Raw genomic sequence first — 14,753 nt, forward strand, 5'->3', positions numbered from 1 at the left:
CTGAACTTTGTTTTACCAGCCTTTGATGGTGATCGAGTTTTTCGCCGCCGGAACGAGCTTGCCGTCCACGACTTCGAGCGTGACACCCAGTTTTGTCACCTTAAATGGATCAGCAGGAGCCCCCTTGTCGGTGTACTTGGCAACCTGAAGGACGGGCTCACCGCTGCGCTTGTAAATGACCAGGCTGATCGTGGCGGGAATGTTGCTCGCCTCAGCCGGGGCATACGAGTCCAGGTCTACCTGTTCCAGGTCGAGAATGTCCACGTGATCCATCGTCATGTCCTGCCAGGTTTCGCACGCCCACAAGACGGGGGTCGACGCGCCGTTCACAGGGATCGTGCCCATGGCGAACGCGTAATCGCAGTTCGGGTCATCGTTACCCATCGCCTCCTGAGCTTTCACGGCCTGCTCGACATGGCTGCGCGCAAAATCAATGACTTCCTGGGTGGGCTGTGCGGACGCGTCCTCCTCCAGGTACACGGGGGCTGACCCGCTGAAGAATGGTGCCAGGTCGCCGTCTACGCTCTGGGCACCGCCGATCTCGTACTTGCCGATCAGGGCGGGGATGCGCGAGTCGCGCAGCACATAGTCAAGCAAGGCTCGGGCAGACTGGGAAACCAGGGATTCTTGCATGAGGCCGCTGGTGACGATTACCGAGTCGCCTTCGACGCTGGTGTCCAGTTGGGCCTCCTCCGCCTCACTGACCACGGTGAGCAGGGGCGAGGTCGCCAACTTTGTGTCGGGCTGCCAGCTCGTGTACGGCTCACCGTCAATGGTGGGGATGTACTGGGTGTCGCCAAAAATGTCCTTGCGGGACCGGTCGCCCACGTCCACGGGGTCGAAGTCGGGCAGGGTGGTGTCCATTTCGATGCCACGCTTTTTGCACGTGACGGTGAAGGTGGGGTCGCCCACCCACTGGTCGGCGAACGGGAAGTCATCGATCTCGCGTGTCATTTCTTTACCGATGAGTGTTTTCAGGGTGTCTAGGTCGCCTTCTTGGAGTGCTTTTTCCAGGGTGGGGCGGGTTTTTTCGCAGGCCGCCTGGGCGTGCTCGACGGTTGCCTCAAAGTCACTGAGGGCGGTGGATAGTTGCCCGCTCATCTGGGCGGCAGCTTTCTCGTTTTCTTCGCTCACGTACTCGGCTGCGCTTTGGGTAGAGCAGGCGGTCAGGGCGGTGGCTGCCATTACGGTGGCGAGTGGGATGGCGAGTGTGCGTAGGGTGCGCATGTGTGGGTCTCCTGTGAAAAGAAACTAATAGGGATACCCACATGCTACTCCATGTTTATACACTTTCTACCGTGTTCGGCGGCCAGCCCACCTGCCCGACACCAGCTCGCGCACCTGATCCGGCAACACCAACTTCCGACCCACACCCTCCACACGCGACGCCACAATATAACAATTCGCCACCCGATCCTCGCTCCTGCCCTCCACAACACCAGGCTCACACAGCGCGCGACGCACCTCATCAGTTAACACGCCACTAGACGGAAGCCGCATCCACGCACCCCCCACCAGCTCCACACCCCCACCCGTCACCACCCCACGAAACACATTCGCTACGCCACCATCCGCCACCACCACATTATGAACCGGACGAAAATGCTCCCGCTCACACTCCAACCGTCCCGCAATCAACAACCGGCCAGCCCGACCAAACGGCTCACACCGACGCGGCAACACGCCAACAGCACGCGCAATCTTCGCACCCGACACCTTCGTCAAAAAACGCGCACCCTTCACCTCCACCCACCCCAACGCATCCACCCAAAAATCAGGAATATACATGCGCCCACCCACCGGATACATCCCAGGCTCATAATCCCAATCCCACCCCATCAAATCAAAAAACAGCGCCCACCGAGCCTCCAAACGCGACCGAAACACCACCCCCGAATACTCACTCACCTGTGCGCCGCTCTTCGCCCGCACACCACGCGACCCGCCCCCCACCTACACCACCAACTCACCCTCACGCACCACCGGAACCACCACCCACAACAACTCCACCAACGCATCCTCCACATCCCGCACGCACCCACCCAGCGGAGCACCCCTAAACCCAGCAGCCTCCACCAACACGCCACGATCCTCACCCGAAAACTCACCACACTGAGACGCCACCACCCAATCGGCCAAACGCTCCGCCAACACGCCCCACTCAGCCGACTCATCACCAGCCGACACAATCAACCGCACCAACGCTCCCATCCGCCGCACATTCGGCACCGGCAAATCCACCACACCACTGAGAGCCAACACCTGCGCACACTGAACACCCAACGCGTCCACCACCTCCAACGCGTCACCATCCCACCGAGCAAACACGCTCTCCACACCCGCACACCACACGCGACCCTCACGCACCGCACGCACCGCGCGAAGGCCCGCACACTCATCCCCCACCAACACGCCCAACGCCGCCCGACGCGCACCCTCATCACGCGGCCTCAACACATCCGGCAACCCGAACGCCACACGCAACGCGCACGCCCTCGCCAACACGCGCTTCGACCCACGCATCCGCGACACATTCAACCGATCCATATTCGACGCCACCACCTCCAACGCCATATCAACCGGCACATACTCACCATCCACCCACACATCAGCCACCGGCACAGCACGAGAAGACCGCACCTCGTCACGCACCGCACTACGCGAAATCACCGCGCGGGCAAGACCCCACACAAACGACGAAAAACGGCCACGCGACCCATCCCACACGCCCGCAAGCACACGATCCACCACCACCAGCCACGCGCGCGAACACACATCCTCACGAATCCGCGCATCCACACCCAACTGGCGAGCAACCTTGCCCACCACATCCGCCCGAAACGCACCGTCCGCCAACGCCACCACATCACCACACCGGGCAGCAAACTCGTCCAACTCGCCCAACGACCACACGCCGCACTCAACACTCATGCCCCACCTTGTGGGACACCACCCCACTACGCGCCGCGCATCGACACCGCTCCACCACGAGCACGCACATCCGAAATATTCGTCGAAATCTCCGCCAAAAACGCCGGAGGAATCACAATCTCAGCCGGAACCACCCTGCCCGACAAATCCGAATATAACCCCACCGTGCCGCGCACCACCTCACCCGACTGAGGATCACGCAAGGAGCGCATCGAATCCCAATTCGGCAAATCCGACCCCTCAACCGTCCTCGCACCACTCATACGTCGCAAACGCTCATCCGTGCGCTCCACCTGAAACAAATCCAACGCAAACCCAGCCTGACCATCATCACGACGCCCAAACTGATCCACCGCACCCGTCCCACGATCCAACGGCAACAACAAGCCACGCGAAATACCACCCACCAGGTTCGCATCCACAAAATCACTCACACGCTGCGACGCCAACACCACAAGCACCTGTTGAGAACGCGCCAAACGCATCAAACGCTGCACCTCCTGAGCGCCCGTCGGCCCCGCCAAAAACTGCCACGCCTCATCCAAAATCACCACGCCACCACCGCGATACGACACAGCAGACGCAGACCCGAACACCATCATCTTGAGAAGCCACGACCCAATACGCTGAACCAAACTCGACTGCTCCCACGCACCCTCATCCGGCAACGGAATACGAGTCGACCCCACCATAATCAGGCTCAACCCATCCGCCGTACGCAACGACGCCGACCCAGGCTCCACCCCCAACACCGCGCGGGCAAGCGGAGACGCCTCCAACGTGTCCATAATCGGGCCCACCATCCCCGCAGGCAACGGGCTCTCACGATCCGCCATCCGCAACGCCTCACCCACACACGACGCGCCATTCACCACACCAAAACGCAGCGCCTTCAACAACGCCACCTCAAAACCCTGACGATAATCCTTCGGCCACGGGTCAATACCGCTAATCATGTCCGACGCCAACTCGACAGCCTCACTGTACGTCGCCTCAAACCGCTCCCTGCTCGACCGGTCCACCAGCACGCGCACCGGATCAAACACGCCATCCGCACTCACCAGCGAATCCAAACTCATCACCTGACCACCCAGGTTCCGAACAGGCCGCTCAAACCCACCATCCGACGACTGCTTCGGATCCACCATCACCACCGGCGTCACCCTGCCCGACTTGTTCGGAATCCGCGCCCACTGGCGGGCAAGCGACAACAGTGTCATCGTGTTATGCGTCGGCACAAACCCCGCACACAAATACGTCCGATCCACACTATCCACACTCAAACACCGAGTCCGCTCACTGCTCGACGGCTCCACGCTCACAATCAACAAACGCGACCCAGCAAGACGCTCCACCACGCAGCCCCGCACACGCACCTTCCACCCCGCACTACGCGCCACACGCGCCACACGCTCAGCCTCACCCACACTCGAACACTCCACGCGCTCACCCAACCCGGCCACACGCTGCGACGGCCCAGGAGCCACACTCACATCCAACTCGCACGGCTCACACAAACGAATCCCACCACCGACAGCAAAATCACGAATCTCACCCGTCGACAACACCAGCTCACCGCTGCCCACCACGCCCTCACCCAGCCACTGCCCACACCGCACAGCCAACGCGCGCACACCATCACACGCCCGCACACGACCCGACACGCCCACCGCCAGCAGCGACGACTCCACGCCCCACGCGCTCCTCCACGGGCCCACACCACGCACCAGGCGCCACACGCCCTCAGCATCCACCAGGTCGTCACCGCACCGGCCAGCACGCTCCATCAGCCGCACACACACATCGCCCGCATTCACACTCAGACCACACACCACCCACAAATGGCACCGGCCCGCGCGAACAACCTGGCCATCATCCAACGCCACCTCAAACATCTCAGTACCCACCTGGTCAAACACGCCAGTCACCGTGCACTCGCGCCCATCCCTGCCCAGCACGCGCGTCCCCACGCACACGTCACGCAACTCCACAGGCCCCACAGGAGTACACACCACCGTGTCCAACGACAACTCCTTACCGGAACCAGTCGCGCCCGCCACCAGCAAAGCCGGACCCGCATCCCCCACCATCGCGGCAAACGGGCTCACATACACCGGCTGACGGTCATACTCACTAAACCCCAACAGTGCGCCATCACGATCCCCCACCGTCGACAAATTCGTCACACCGCTATACGCCACCGTCTGCGCCGGAACATCATGCAACTGCGGAGCCGCACGCATCGGACTACACGGCATCGACTCCAAAAACGCCTGATGCTGACGGAACTGCAACGCCCCCAAAATCACCGCCGAATCCGACAAAAACCGCCCCACATCACGCACCACACCCTCGACAGCAGCCACCACACTCAAACCCACCACGCTAGGAGACCCGCCACCCGTCGCATACCCAGCCTCCACCTCAGAGAGCACCTGAATCTGCTGATCCTGATCCGCCTTCGCAGCCCGACCCTGCGCAATACGCTCCTCACGGTCACGCATAAACCGGTCACGCCCACGAGCCAACTCCCCACGCGTCACCTTCACCGGCTCCACAAGCCCACGCATCGACACCATGCGAGCACCCGAATCCATCAAATCCGTACACCACAACGCGCGCCGACTCGTCGCCTCCACCCACGGCAAATCAAACTCCGACACCGACACAAACGTGAGCGGGTACGCGCCCGGCACATCCCACGACTCACACTCATCCCGATCCAAATTCTGCGCCGCCTTCGCCGCACCAATCGACCGGAACACGTGCACATGATCCGCCTCCACCATGATCGGAGTATCCGCACTACGCCCAAAATTCCACCACGACTGGACAAGCTGCACCTCATCATGCCCAAACTCGTCCACACCCAAATCCGCCAACCCACACTGGCGCATCACCTTATCCACCGTCTCGTAATCCGACTCGTAATCCTCCAACGGCACCCCGCCACGCACAATCGTCTGAGACAGTGACTCCACCGCGCTCGCCAACGCGCCCTGCCCCTTCCGCCGCATCTTCGGCACTAGGCGCACACCAGCCAGCACCACGCGACGGAACGTGAAACGATCCCCATAATCCGCCTCCAACATCTCACGGTTCGCCAACTCGCGAGGAGCCTGAAACGGCATCGGCACATTCACCGCCACCACGTGAAACTCCCGGTACGACCCCTTCGCCAACGCGCGACGACCACCCGACGTCTGAGCCAACCCCGACAACTGCTCAAAAAACCTCATCAACGGCACGGCAGCAGCATCAATACGCCCCTTCGTCTTCGCATCCACCATCGGGGCAAGCGGAACCTTCCGATACACCCACATCGAATTATCCACGCCCACAAAACGCCCACCAGACAACACCTGACGCACCGGCGTCGTCCACGACGAATCACGCACCCCAGCCATCAGTGCACACGCCCCTTCACCGTCGCATTCTCAAAAGCCTTCAACTCATACCCCGTGCCCACACCGCCCCACGCCACCACGCGCGGCGCAGACTTCGCGCCCACCACCAACACATCCATATCCATCGGAGCCAACACCGGGTCACCATGCTCATCACGCACACCACGATCCACACTCAACCGCACGCGCACAATCATCTCGTCACTCGAATCCGGCGCCTGATCAAACCCATCCGCACCAAACCGGTACGCCGACTCCACAATCTGCCACTGCACCGCCACCACGCCTGACAACGGCACAAACTCATGCGACGAATCCGGATCCGCCACCTGCACGCGCAGCTTCGTCGGATCCCCACTCGTAAACGCATCCACCCATGCGCCCACAGCATCCACCACGGGGGCAGGAGCCTGCGTATTCTTCGACCACGGCCACGACGCCAACCCGTCACTCACACTCGCATCCTGACCCGGCAACGGCACCACCGACGGCATCCCCACCGTCACACACCCGCCCGCACCACTACACTTCACCAGCTGCGACACGCGATACAACTCGCCCACAACCTGACCATCCGTGCCCACAGGCACCACACTGTCACCCGACTGCGCGCCAGACTGAGCCTGACCACCATCACGACGCACCGTAAAATCATGCACCCACCGGTCCTGAACCTCGCCCTTCTCCAGCTTCGCCTCCTCAGAACGCGGCACATACACGTCCAACTTGCGGGCACCATCCCAGCTCGCCACCACGCCACCAGGAATCGGGTTCGACACGTCCGACAGCCACACGTCCACCGCGCGCTGCGCCACATCACGGCCAGGAGCACTCATCTGAGCAAACGACACCGCATCCGCATTCGGGTCCGTATCCACACGCTGCAACACGCTCAACGACCCCACCACGCACACCGGCATCAACACCAGGCACGCGATAATCACCCACCGCCACTTGCGTGCACGCCGATCCAGACGCGCCTCACGATCCGTCACAAAATCGCGCTCACGCGACACCTGAGCGTCAGCATCCCACGGGCTCGCAGCCTGCCCCCGACGTTTACGCGCCACCAGTCCCCCTCGCCGACAGCGCCCTACGCGCCGCACCAGCAACCTGCGGGTTCAAATCACCCGCCAACACCTCCAACACGCCCACATCCTGGCCAGGCTCCGCAGCCAGCCACATGCGCACCTGCGCATCCGGATGGGCGAGAAGCTCACGCACGCACCGCGAACACCGCTGGCCACGAGCAGACACCTTATTCCGACATGGCACCCACCGGCGCAACACGCCACCAGGACCATCATCCGAACCGTGCCCACTGCCCTCCAGCGGCACCCACGACACGCAGCGAGCCATCACGCACCAGCCAGCCTGGCAACACGCTCCACACGGCCAGCACGATCCTCGTCCAAATCCACAATCTGGCGGGCAAGACGAGTCGCAGCCACCGTCAACGACGACGGAGGACGCTCCACCAGGTCCACACCCATGCGGCGCAACAGTCGCCACACCTCACGCACCTTTACCTCGCCCAGCGCAGCAACAGCCACACCAGCCTCCAACGGATCCATCTCATGCACATCCACAATCAGGCGCAACACATCACCAGGACCCTCGCCCGACACGACATCCACAATCGAACCGGCCACGTCCTTACCGCACGCGTCCACCAGCAGGTCGCGGTCCTGCGCGTCAGCCTCCATGACCTCAATCGTCTTCGCAACAGCGCCAGCCACATCACCCTTCACGCCCTTGCGACGTGACGGCCTCTTCGCACGCTTCGGCTCAGGCTTCGGCTCCGGCTTCGACTCAGGCTTCGGCTCAGGCTTCGGCTCCACGTTTACAGGGGGCTGGCCCCACTCAAAATCGGCCACAGTACACACTCCTTGACGCTGGGGCAGACCATCCGCCCCTCACCCACCACTAATGCGACAAACACTCCAGCCGTAACCGTGACCACAGCCAAAGGACACGACGCAAAGGAGGACGCGACCAATGCCCGCCACCAACACCAACCCATACGACATACACCACCTCGCCCAACTCACCGCAGTCAGCCCCGAAACCATCCACACACTACAAGCCGACAACAAGGCCGACACGGCCACCATTGACGGCAGCACCGCATGGGCACACGAAATCGTCCGCTCCCTCACAGCACAACCAAACACTCAACTCCCCACAGTCATCGACCTGTTTTCAGGCTGCGGAGGAATGTCACTCGGATTCCAATTAGCCGGATTCAACGTCCTGAAAGGCTACGACAACTGGCCGTGCGCAGTCGACACCTACACAGCCAACCTAGATCACCACGCAGAAATACTGGACCTAGGAAACACGGACGCCACGACCCAACGGCTCAAACAACACCGCCTCCCCGACGGCTCATTCCCCGCAATCGTCGGAGGACCACCCTGCCAGGACTTCTCATCGGCAGGAAAACGAGTCGAAGGCGACCGGGCAAACCTGACCGAAAAATTCGCGACAACCATCACCCACTTCATGCCATCCTTCTTCGTGATGGAAAATGTCGCACGCGCAACACACGCAGCCGCCTACAAACGGGCTCTCACCAACATGGAAAAAGCAGGCTACACCATCACCAAAATGGTGCTCAACGCCGCCCTGTACGGAGTACCGCAAACACGCAAACGACTCATCACCTTCGGCTCCCTCAACCCGCAAACAAGCACACGCGTACTGGAATACTGGACAAGTCAAGCCGACGAGAAGCCAACAACGGTGCGAGACTGGTTCGGCCAAAGACTGGGAACAGAACACTACTACAACCCACCCCGGAGCTATCAGCGTCGCGCAATCTTCTCCATCGACGAACCCTCACCAACCATTCGAGGAGTCAACAGGCCGATCTCAAAAGGCTACCCAGGACACCCCGGCGACTCAGCACCCATCACACAGGCACGCGCACTGACCACTTCAGAGCGGGCAGAAATCCAAACATTCCCACGAGGATTCCAATGGGTCGGCTCACGCACCAACATTGAGCAAATGATCGGGAACGCCGTACCAGTCAAACTAGGAAAATTCATCGCCGAATCTATCGCCAACACGCTCCAAGCGTCAACCGACACCCCACACTAAGCCACCATCATCCACGCGCGCCACGCCACCGCAGCGACCACCAGAACACTCACCACCCCATACTCCACACCAGAGCCAGCCTTCCCCAACACCGGCAACGCGAAACACCCCGACCTGCGCCACAGGGGCGTATCAACCAGCGGCCTGGGGCGAAGCGGCCACACAAGAGGAACCCCCGCCACCGTCACAAAATCCGCCACAATATGCGACACCCAGCCGCATATCAACGCCACGCCCATCCACGCGCCACTCCACACTCCACACACCACGGCGCCCACCAGGCACACCGCCCACTGCACGAGGCCAGGCGACTTCTTCCACACCGCGCGCACAGCAAGCGCCACACACACCCCGCCCACCACAGTCGGCACCACGCTCACACTCACACCACACACCACGGCGCTCCACGCACCCCACGGAGTCACAGCCACCAGCGCCACAAACAACACGGCACCCACCAGTGAATGCGTGATACCACGATGCCCACCACCCACAGCGCTCACCAGCCGCGCCACCCACACGGTGAGCGGCGGCAACGACCGGGCAACAGACGCACTCGGATGATCCACATCCGGCAGCAACGCCGCACCGGCAGACACCAACGCGCCCACCGCCACACCGCTCACATCCAGATCGCCCACCAGCGGGCTGGCCGACACCGCACACCAGGCGGCAACAGAAAACAACGCATGATTATGCCCTAACACGATCCACCTTGTGGGACACGCACCATGCACACGCGACCCGACAGACCAAACGCGGCAGGACACGGACTAGGCCGCGCGCGCACACCCACGCCCAGCAGTGGAAAAACACTGCAACTGTTCAAGCCGCACACCGTGGAAAAGAAACCCCACCAGCACTCAAGCTGTACACAACCCGACAGGGATCACGACTAGCCCCGACTGAACGCCAACACGTGCGGATCCGTCAACACCTCGCACGCCTCCACACGCCGACGCAGCACCAGCCCCTCCCGCGACCTCGCCCGCGACAACGCCACATACAACTGGCCAGGCGCAAACAAGCGGTCACCAGGATCAAACACCATCCGCGACAACGACTTCCCCTGCGCCTTATGCACCGTCATCGCCCACGCCGCACGCAACGGCACCTGAAAATACGCGCCCACCTCCTCATGCACCAAACGCCCATCGATCACCTTCGGACGCGTCACCGGCCACCTGTGCACACCCACAACCACTACGCTGCCATCCTCCAGCTCTACCACCGGCCACCGGCCCTCAAACGCGCGCACCACGCCCACACTCCCATTGACAAACTCACCGTCCGGATCATTCGCCACGCACATCACCTGAGCACCCACCGCGACCCTCACCACGCGCGCCACCGGAATCTCAGTAGGCAGCACGCAGCCTCGCGCCACAGCCTCAAACGCCCGCTCCTCACCATCGAGCATGTCCAAATGCGCCTCATTAATCGAATCCACCCTGCGGTTCCGCCCCGCCAACGTCACCCACACCTGACCGTCCTGCGGGACAAACCCAGGATCAACCAGCGGATCCAGCTCACCCACCACAGCCTCATCCCCCGCGCGCATACGATTCAACACGTCCACGAACCCCTCATCCGACTGGCGAAACACCTCGCTCAGCTGGATCGTCGAAAACGCTCCCACATCCCATGCGCGGCCACTGAAAAAGAACGGTGAGGCGTAGTGGGAGGTGAAAAACTCCTCCTCGGCGCGCACCACGACCGGAGGCAACTGGAACACGTCTCCCACAAGGATCATCTGCACCCCGCCAAACGGAAACCCCGGCAACGGGCCGTAGCGCCGTAAAATCTGCTCCACCAGGTCGAACGTGTCAGCACGCATCATGGACGCCTCGTCCACCACCAGCGTCGTCAACCGGGCAAAAACGAAGCGGCGACGCCCAGGATCATACTCATCCAGGCTCGTCACATCCGCCCGCAACCCAAAAAACCGGTGGATCGTCAGACCGCCCGCATTCAACGCGGCCAAACCCGTCGGAGCCACCACCATCGCGTCAGGGCGCCTGGACAAAAACTCGCAAATCAGCCTCGTCTTGCCTGTGCCCGCCTTACCGGTGACGAAAAAATTCCCGCCCGCCAACATACGATCCAGTGCCACCTGTTTTTCAGCATTCAACTCACCCATGCCCCTTCTTGTGGGACAAGAACACACCCCACGCAGGCACAAAAAACGCGGGCAGCACAAAAGGCTGCACCGCAATTTTTCAAAAACCGTCAGGGCTCCGAGCGCTTACCCACAGTTCGGGCACCCCACGCCGTGCACGCGACGCTTCACGCTCTCACGGAACGTTTCACCGCATGTATGGCACCGCCACACAGCCTGTAACTTCGAGTTCGACTTCACCTGCCACGCCTTCTTCGCATTCAGGTCGTCCACCCACTCGGCGGCAAGATCCGGATATTCTTCCGACAGGCGGCCGCCCGCGCTATGCGCACACCGGGCACACCCACCACGGTTGACGCACTGTGCCACGCTTTCACGCCACTCATGACCCTCGGGGCATTTCCACCACACCATCAGGGGCGAGTCAGGTTCCACGTCACGCGCCAGGACTTCGCCATTGCGGTTCGGATGCCACAAGGCGGACACGTCCCCGCGCAAATGTTCCACACTGTTCTCGAACGCACACACGCGCCCGTCAAGCACGGTCTCCACTCGCTTCACGCGCGCACACTCCGAGCACCCTGCCCGGCACATGCTTCTCACGCTCTGGTACACCTCGTGGCCTTCAGGGCATTTCCACCACACTTCTCGACCGGAATTCTCATTCACGCTCGACACGCTCACACCACTGTTGCGCCGATAATCCCACAATTCGGCTATATCGGGGCGAGCCACGTCCAGGGATCCGCCGCCCGTACACACTGGGCACGCACGCCGCGCAACCATGTCACTGACCGGAGCGTCGAAGAGGTGCCCACGCTCACACCGCCACCATGCTGTGCGCTTCGATGACGCCGGAACACTCTCCACGTCCATGCCGCGAACCGCGTTCAGTCCCGCATCCCACCACTGAGCTACTGAAGGAGCTTGAACAGCCACACTCGCCTCACGGGCCAGCTCCGAGTAACACTCCTGACACGCGCACCCGTTCCTCGCCTGTTTCAGCACGCTTGCGGACCACCTGTGGCCGCGCGGGCACTCCCACCACACGCTGCGAGACAGCCGCGCATTCACCATGGTCGCTTTCAACGCGCCGTTCAGATCATCACACCACCATGCGGCAACATCAGGGTCAGTTTCTGCGAGGGATTTGCCGACAGGCGGGGCCGTCACACCCGCACGTTTCGCTTCCTCGACGAGTGCCAGTCGCCCTGGATCACACTCGGGGCACACGCCCAACACGCACTGGTCTTTGACGCTGCGTTCCCACATGTGGCCATCCGGACACTTCCACCACGCGGAAAGGCCGGACATGATGCTCACACTATCCGCGCCCACGCCACCGTTACCGACCGTATCCCACAAGGCGGCAACACTGTGATCCCGGTCAGCCAGAGAATTACCCTGCTTCGGGCGGTGAAAGACACGAGCGGTACCGTAGCGACACTGCTCGCACCTGCCCACCCTAACCTGGTCGGCCACCGTGCGCACCCAGGCATGGTGGCACGCAGGGCACCGCCAGTGAACCTTGAGGGTGGATGTCGAGCGAACAGTGGACGGCGTGACCTGACGGTTATGCTTCAGATCCCATATGCCCGCAACCTCGGGGTGCAGGTCGGCCAGTGACTGGTCGGAATCCACGTCGCCATGAGCATTCCCGTATCGACACAGTGGGCATGAGTCGTTCATCACCTGGGCTCTGACACGGCGCCTCCACTCGTGACCGTTCGGGCATATCCACCATGCGGCAAAGTTCGACCCCGGCATCGCCTCGTCGGGCGTGGCGTCACCGTTTTTTCTCGGGTGCCATAGGGCTGCCACCTCGGGGTGCAGGTCGGCCAGTGACTGGCCTGGCGCGGCCGTGCGCAGCCCGGATGTACGACGGCGCGACGGTGGGTGACATGTCGGACACCCTCGTTGACGGGCCACCTCATTATTGACTATGCTTCGCCATTCATGGCCGTTCGGGCACGCCCACCAGGCGACAAGGCCGGAACCCGGCCCTACCATGTCAGGCGTCACCTCGTCGTTTTTCGTCGGGTGCCACAACGCTGCGACATCCGGCTTCAGGTCGGCAAGAGATCTCCCAGGCTGGGCGAGCCGGAAATGGTGACGGAAAGCAATCTGCTTGCGATCTGACTCAACGCGCAGGTCGCTCCTGCCGTCGGCTGCGGCTTCGCACGCCGGGCACCCTGCCCCCTCCGTCCTGGAGGATACGACAGCCTGCCACACGTTCAGGCATGTCGGGCATGCCCACCACGCGTTGAAAGAACTGTCGGCGTCCACATCATCGGGGCGGACAGGGCTGTTGAGCCGCTGATGCCACTGTTCGGCAAGTTCGGCGCTCATGGGGGTTGACTGGCGAGGGGCCGCATCTGTACGTGACCCGAAAATACGATTCCAAATACTCATGCCCCTACTTGTGGGACGAGCATGTGCCAGACGAACGGGCTCCCGTAAAGATCCAGCCCACTCCCAAGAAACCTCGGGGCGGGCTGAACGATTGCTTTGAGTATAGCACACGCAGGAGGGCATGTGCACCGAGAAAAAAGAAACGCAATAAATATTTATCTGCCAGAATTTAATTTTATTTACCCGACGAGAATAGTAATCCGTGCGTCATACGCCGTGCATATTGCATGAATATTCACAACTCGAAAAAGGGCATAAAAAAGCACACCCATGGCATAGAACGCACATAGATGTGGACACACGTCAGGCTTTTGAAACGCGAACCTGAAAGCGAATGGAATTTTCAAGCCCACCGCCCCGTTCCCACAGCCCCAGGTCGCAAGCCTGGCTGCCGATGCTCCGGCGGACGGTTCAAGCATACCACGGGCCCCGAAAACACCCCCGCGACACGCCCCAGGGCGCCACCAGCGCCCCGGCAGGCCCACACGCCCCAAAACGCGAACCCAGCAGTGGACACACCCCCTTACGGGGGTGTGTCCACTGCTGCCCGCCAACGAAACGAGGGTGTTTTAACCGAAAGTTCCGTAAAGTTCCGTAAAGTTCCATTGTTCCTGAACTCTGATTTTATAGGGCTTTTCCTTGATATATCAATAAAAAATAAGATTTATTTTAATGAAAAATAGAAAAGTTCCAAAGTTCCACGGAATATAGGGGGGGTCTTGTGCGCTACCCCCCCTCCCCATAGTCCGACCCTCACACTAAGTACTATCCACGTCTCA

Annotated in this window: 11 protein-coding genes; 1 reads left to right on the forward strand and 10 read right to left on the reverse strand. The window is 61.4% G+C overall.

What is annotated here, in order from left to right; translation table 11 throughout:
- Positions 1 to 12: 12 nt before the first annotated feature.
- The 7 genes from AC1EJZ_RS06370 to AC1EJZ_RS06400 form a co-directional block, all read right to left on the reverse strand.
- The gene (locus AC1EJZ_RS06370; RefSeq protein WP_480294270.1) at positions 13 to 1,227 is read right to left on the reverse strand and encodes a hypothetical protein; all 1,215 of its coding nucleotides are present in this window, start codon (positions 1,225 to 1,227) and stop codon (positions 13 to 15) included.
- Between the two features lie 66 nt (positions 1,228 to 1,293).
- The gene (locus AC1EJZ_RS06375) at positions 1,294 to 1,908 is read right to left on the reverse strand and encodes a PDDEXK family nuclease (protein WP_193599961.1); all 615 of its coding nucleotides are present in this window, start codon (positions 1,906 to 1,908) and stop codon (positions 1,294 to 1,296) included.
- Positions 1,909 to 1,953: 45 nt separating this feature from the next.
- Entirely contained in the window at positions 1,954 to 2,931 is a 978-nt protein-coding gene (locus tag AC1EJZ_RS06380) for a hypothetical protein (protein ID WP_480294272.1), read from the reverse strand.
- 26 nt (positions 2,932 to 2,957) lie between these two features.
- Positions 2,958 to 6,338, reverse strand: coding sequence for an ATP-binding protein (locus tag AC1EJZ_RS06385; RefSeq protein ID WP_480294274.1), 3,381 nt, complete (start codon positions 6,336 to 6,338; stop codon positions 2,958 to 2,960).
- Positions 6,338 to 7,408 carry a hypothetical protein gene (locus tag AC1EJZ_RS06390; protein WP_480294275.1) on the reverse strand — a complete coding sequence of 357 codons (1,071 nt, stop codon included), beginning with the start codon at positions 7,406 to 7,408 and terminating at the stop codon, positions 6,338 to 6,340. Before AC1EJZ_RS06390 ends, AC1EJZ_RS06385 begins: the two co-directional genes overlap by 1 nt.
- Complete coding sequence (locus AC1EJZ_RS06395) at positions 7,398 to 7,562, reverse strand: hypothetical protein (RefSeq protein ID WP_193599960.1); 165 nt, start codon at positions 7,560 to 7,562, stop codon at positions 7,398 to 7,400. The genes AC1EJZ_RS06390 and AC1EJZ_RS06395 overlap by 11 nt, the downstream gene beginning before the upstream one ends.
- A gap of 134 nt (positions 7,563 to 7,696) precedes the next feature.
- A complete protein-coding gene (locus tag AC1EJZ_RS06400; RefSeq protein ID WP_480294278.1) occupies positions 7,697 to 8,215 on the reverse strand; it encodes a hypothetical protein in 519 nt (172 codons plus the stop codon).
- A 121-nt stretch (positions 8,216 to 8,336) separates the two neighbouring features.
- Between AC1EJZ_RS06400 and AC1EJZ_RS06405 the strand changes: the two genes are divergently transcribed.
- The gene (locus AC1EJZ_RS06405) at positions 8,337 to 9,443 is read left to right on the forward strand and encodes a DNA cytosine methyltransferase (RefSeq protein WP_480294280.1); all 1,107 of its coding nucleotides are present in this window, start codon (positions 8,337 to 8,339) and stop codon (positions 9,441 to 9,443) included.
- On the opposite strand, the gene AC1EJZ_RS06410 is transcribed toward AC1EJZ_RS06405, so the two are convergent.
- The 3 genes from AC1EJZ_RS06410 to AC1EJZ_RS06420 all read right to left on the reverse strand — a co-directional run bounded on the left by AC1EJZ_RS06410 (position 9,440) and on the right by AC1EJZ_RS06420 (position 13,974).
- Complete coding sequence (locus AC1EJZ_RS06410) at positions 9,440 to 10,150, reverse strand: metal-dependent hydrolase (RefSeq protein ID WP_480294282.1); 711 nt, start codon at positions 10,148 to 10,150, stop codon at positions 9,440 to 9,442. The two genes, AC1EJZ_RS06405 and AC1EJZ_RS06410, sit on opposite strands and share 4 nt — an antisense overlap.
- 188 nt (positions 10,151 to 10,338) lie before the next feature.
- Positions 10,339 to 11,583, reverse strand: a complete 1,245-nt coding sequence (locus tag AC1EJZ_RS06415) for an ATP-dependent DNA helicase (RefSeq protein WP_480294284.1) — start codon at positions 11,581 to 11,583, stop codon at positions 10,339 to 10,341.
- Positions 11,584 to 11,688: 105 nt separating this feature from the next.
- Positions 11,689 to 13,974, reverse strand: coding sequence for a zinc-ribbon domain-containing protein (locus AC1EJZ_RS06420; protein WP_480294285.1), 2,286 nt, complete (start codon positions 13,972 to 13,974; stop codon positions 11,689 to 11,691).
- Between the last annotated feature and the right edge of the window lie 779 nt (positions 13,975 to 14,753).

Source organism: Pauljensenia sp. C0170B5 (assembly GCF_056590195.1).

Bases quoted from the DNA above. Each gene is read 5' to 3' on its own strand.
- AC1EJZ_RS06370 (WP_480294270.1), bottom strand. From the start codon at position 1,227: ATGCGCACCCTACGCACACTCGCCATCCCACTCGCCACCGTAATGGCA.
- AC1EJZ_RS06420 (WP_480294285.1), bottom strand. From the start codon at position 13,974: ATGAGTATTTGGAATCGTATTTTCGGGTCACGTACAGATGCGGCCCCT.
- AC1EJZ_RS06415 (WP_480294284.1), bottom strand. From the start codon at position 11,583: ATGGGTGAGTTGAATGCTGAAAAACAGGTGGCACTGGATCGTATGTTG.
- AC1EJZ_RS06385 (WP_480294274.1), bottom strand. From the start codon at position 6,338: ATGGCTGGGGTGCGTGATTCGTCGTGGACGACGCCGGTGCGTCAGGTG.
- AC1EJZ_RS06405 (WP_480294280.1), top strand. From the start codon at position 8,337: ATGCCCGCCACCAACACCAACCCATACGACATACACCACCTCGCCCAA.
- AC1EJZ_RS06380 (WP_480294272.1), bottom strand. From the start codon at position 2,931: ATGAGTGTTGAGTGCGGCGTGTGGTCGTTGGGCGAGTTGGACGAGTTT.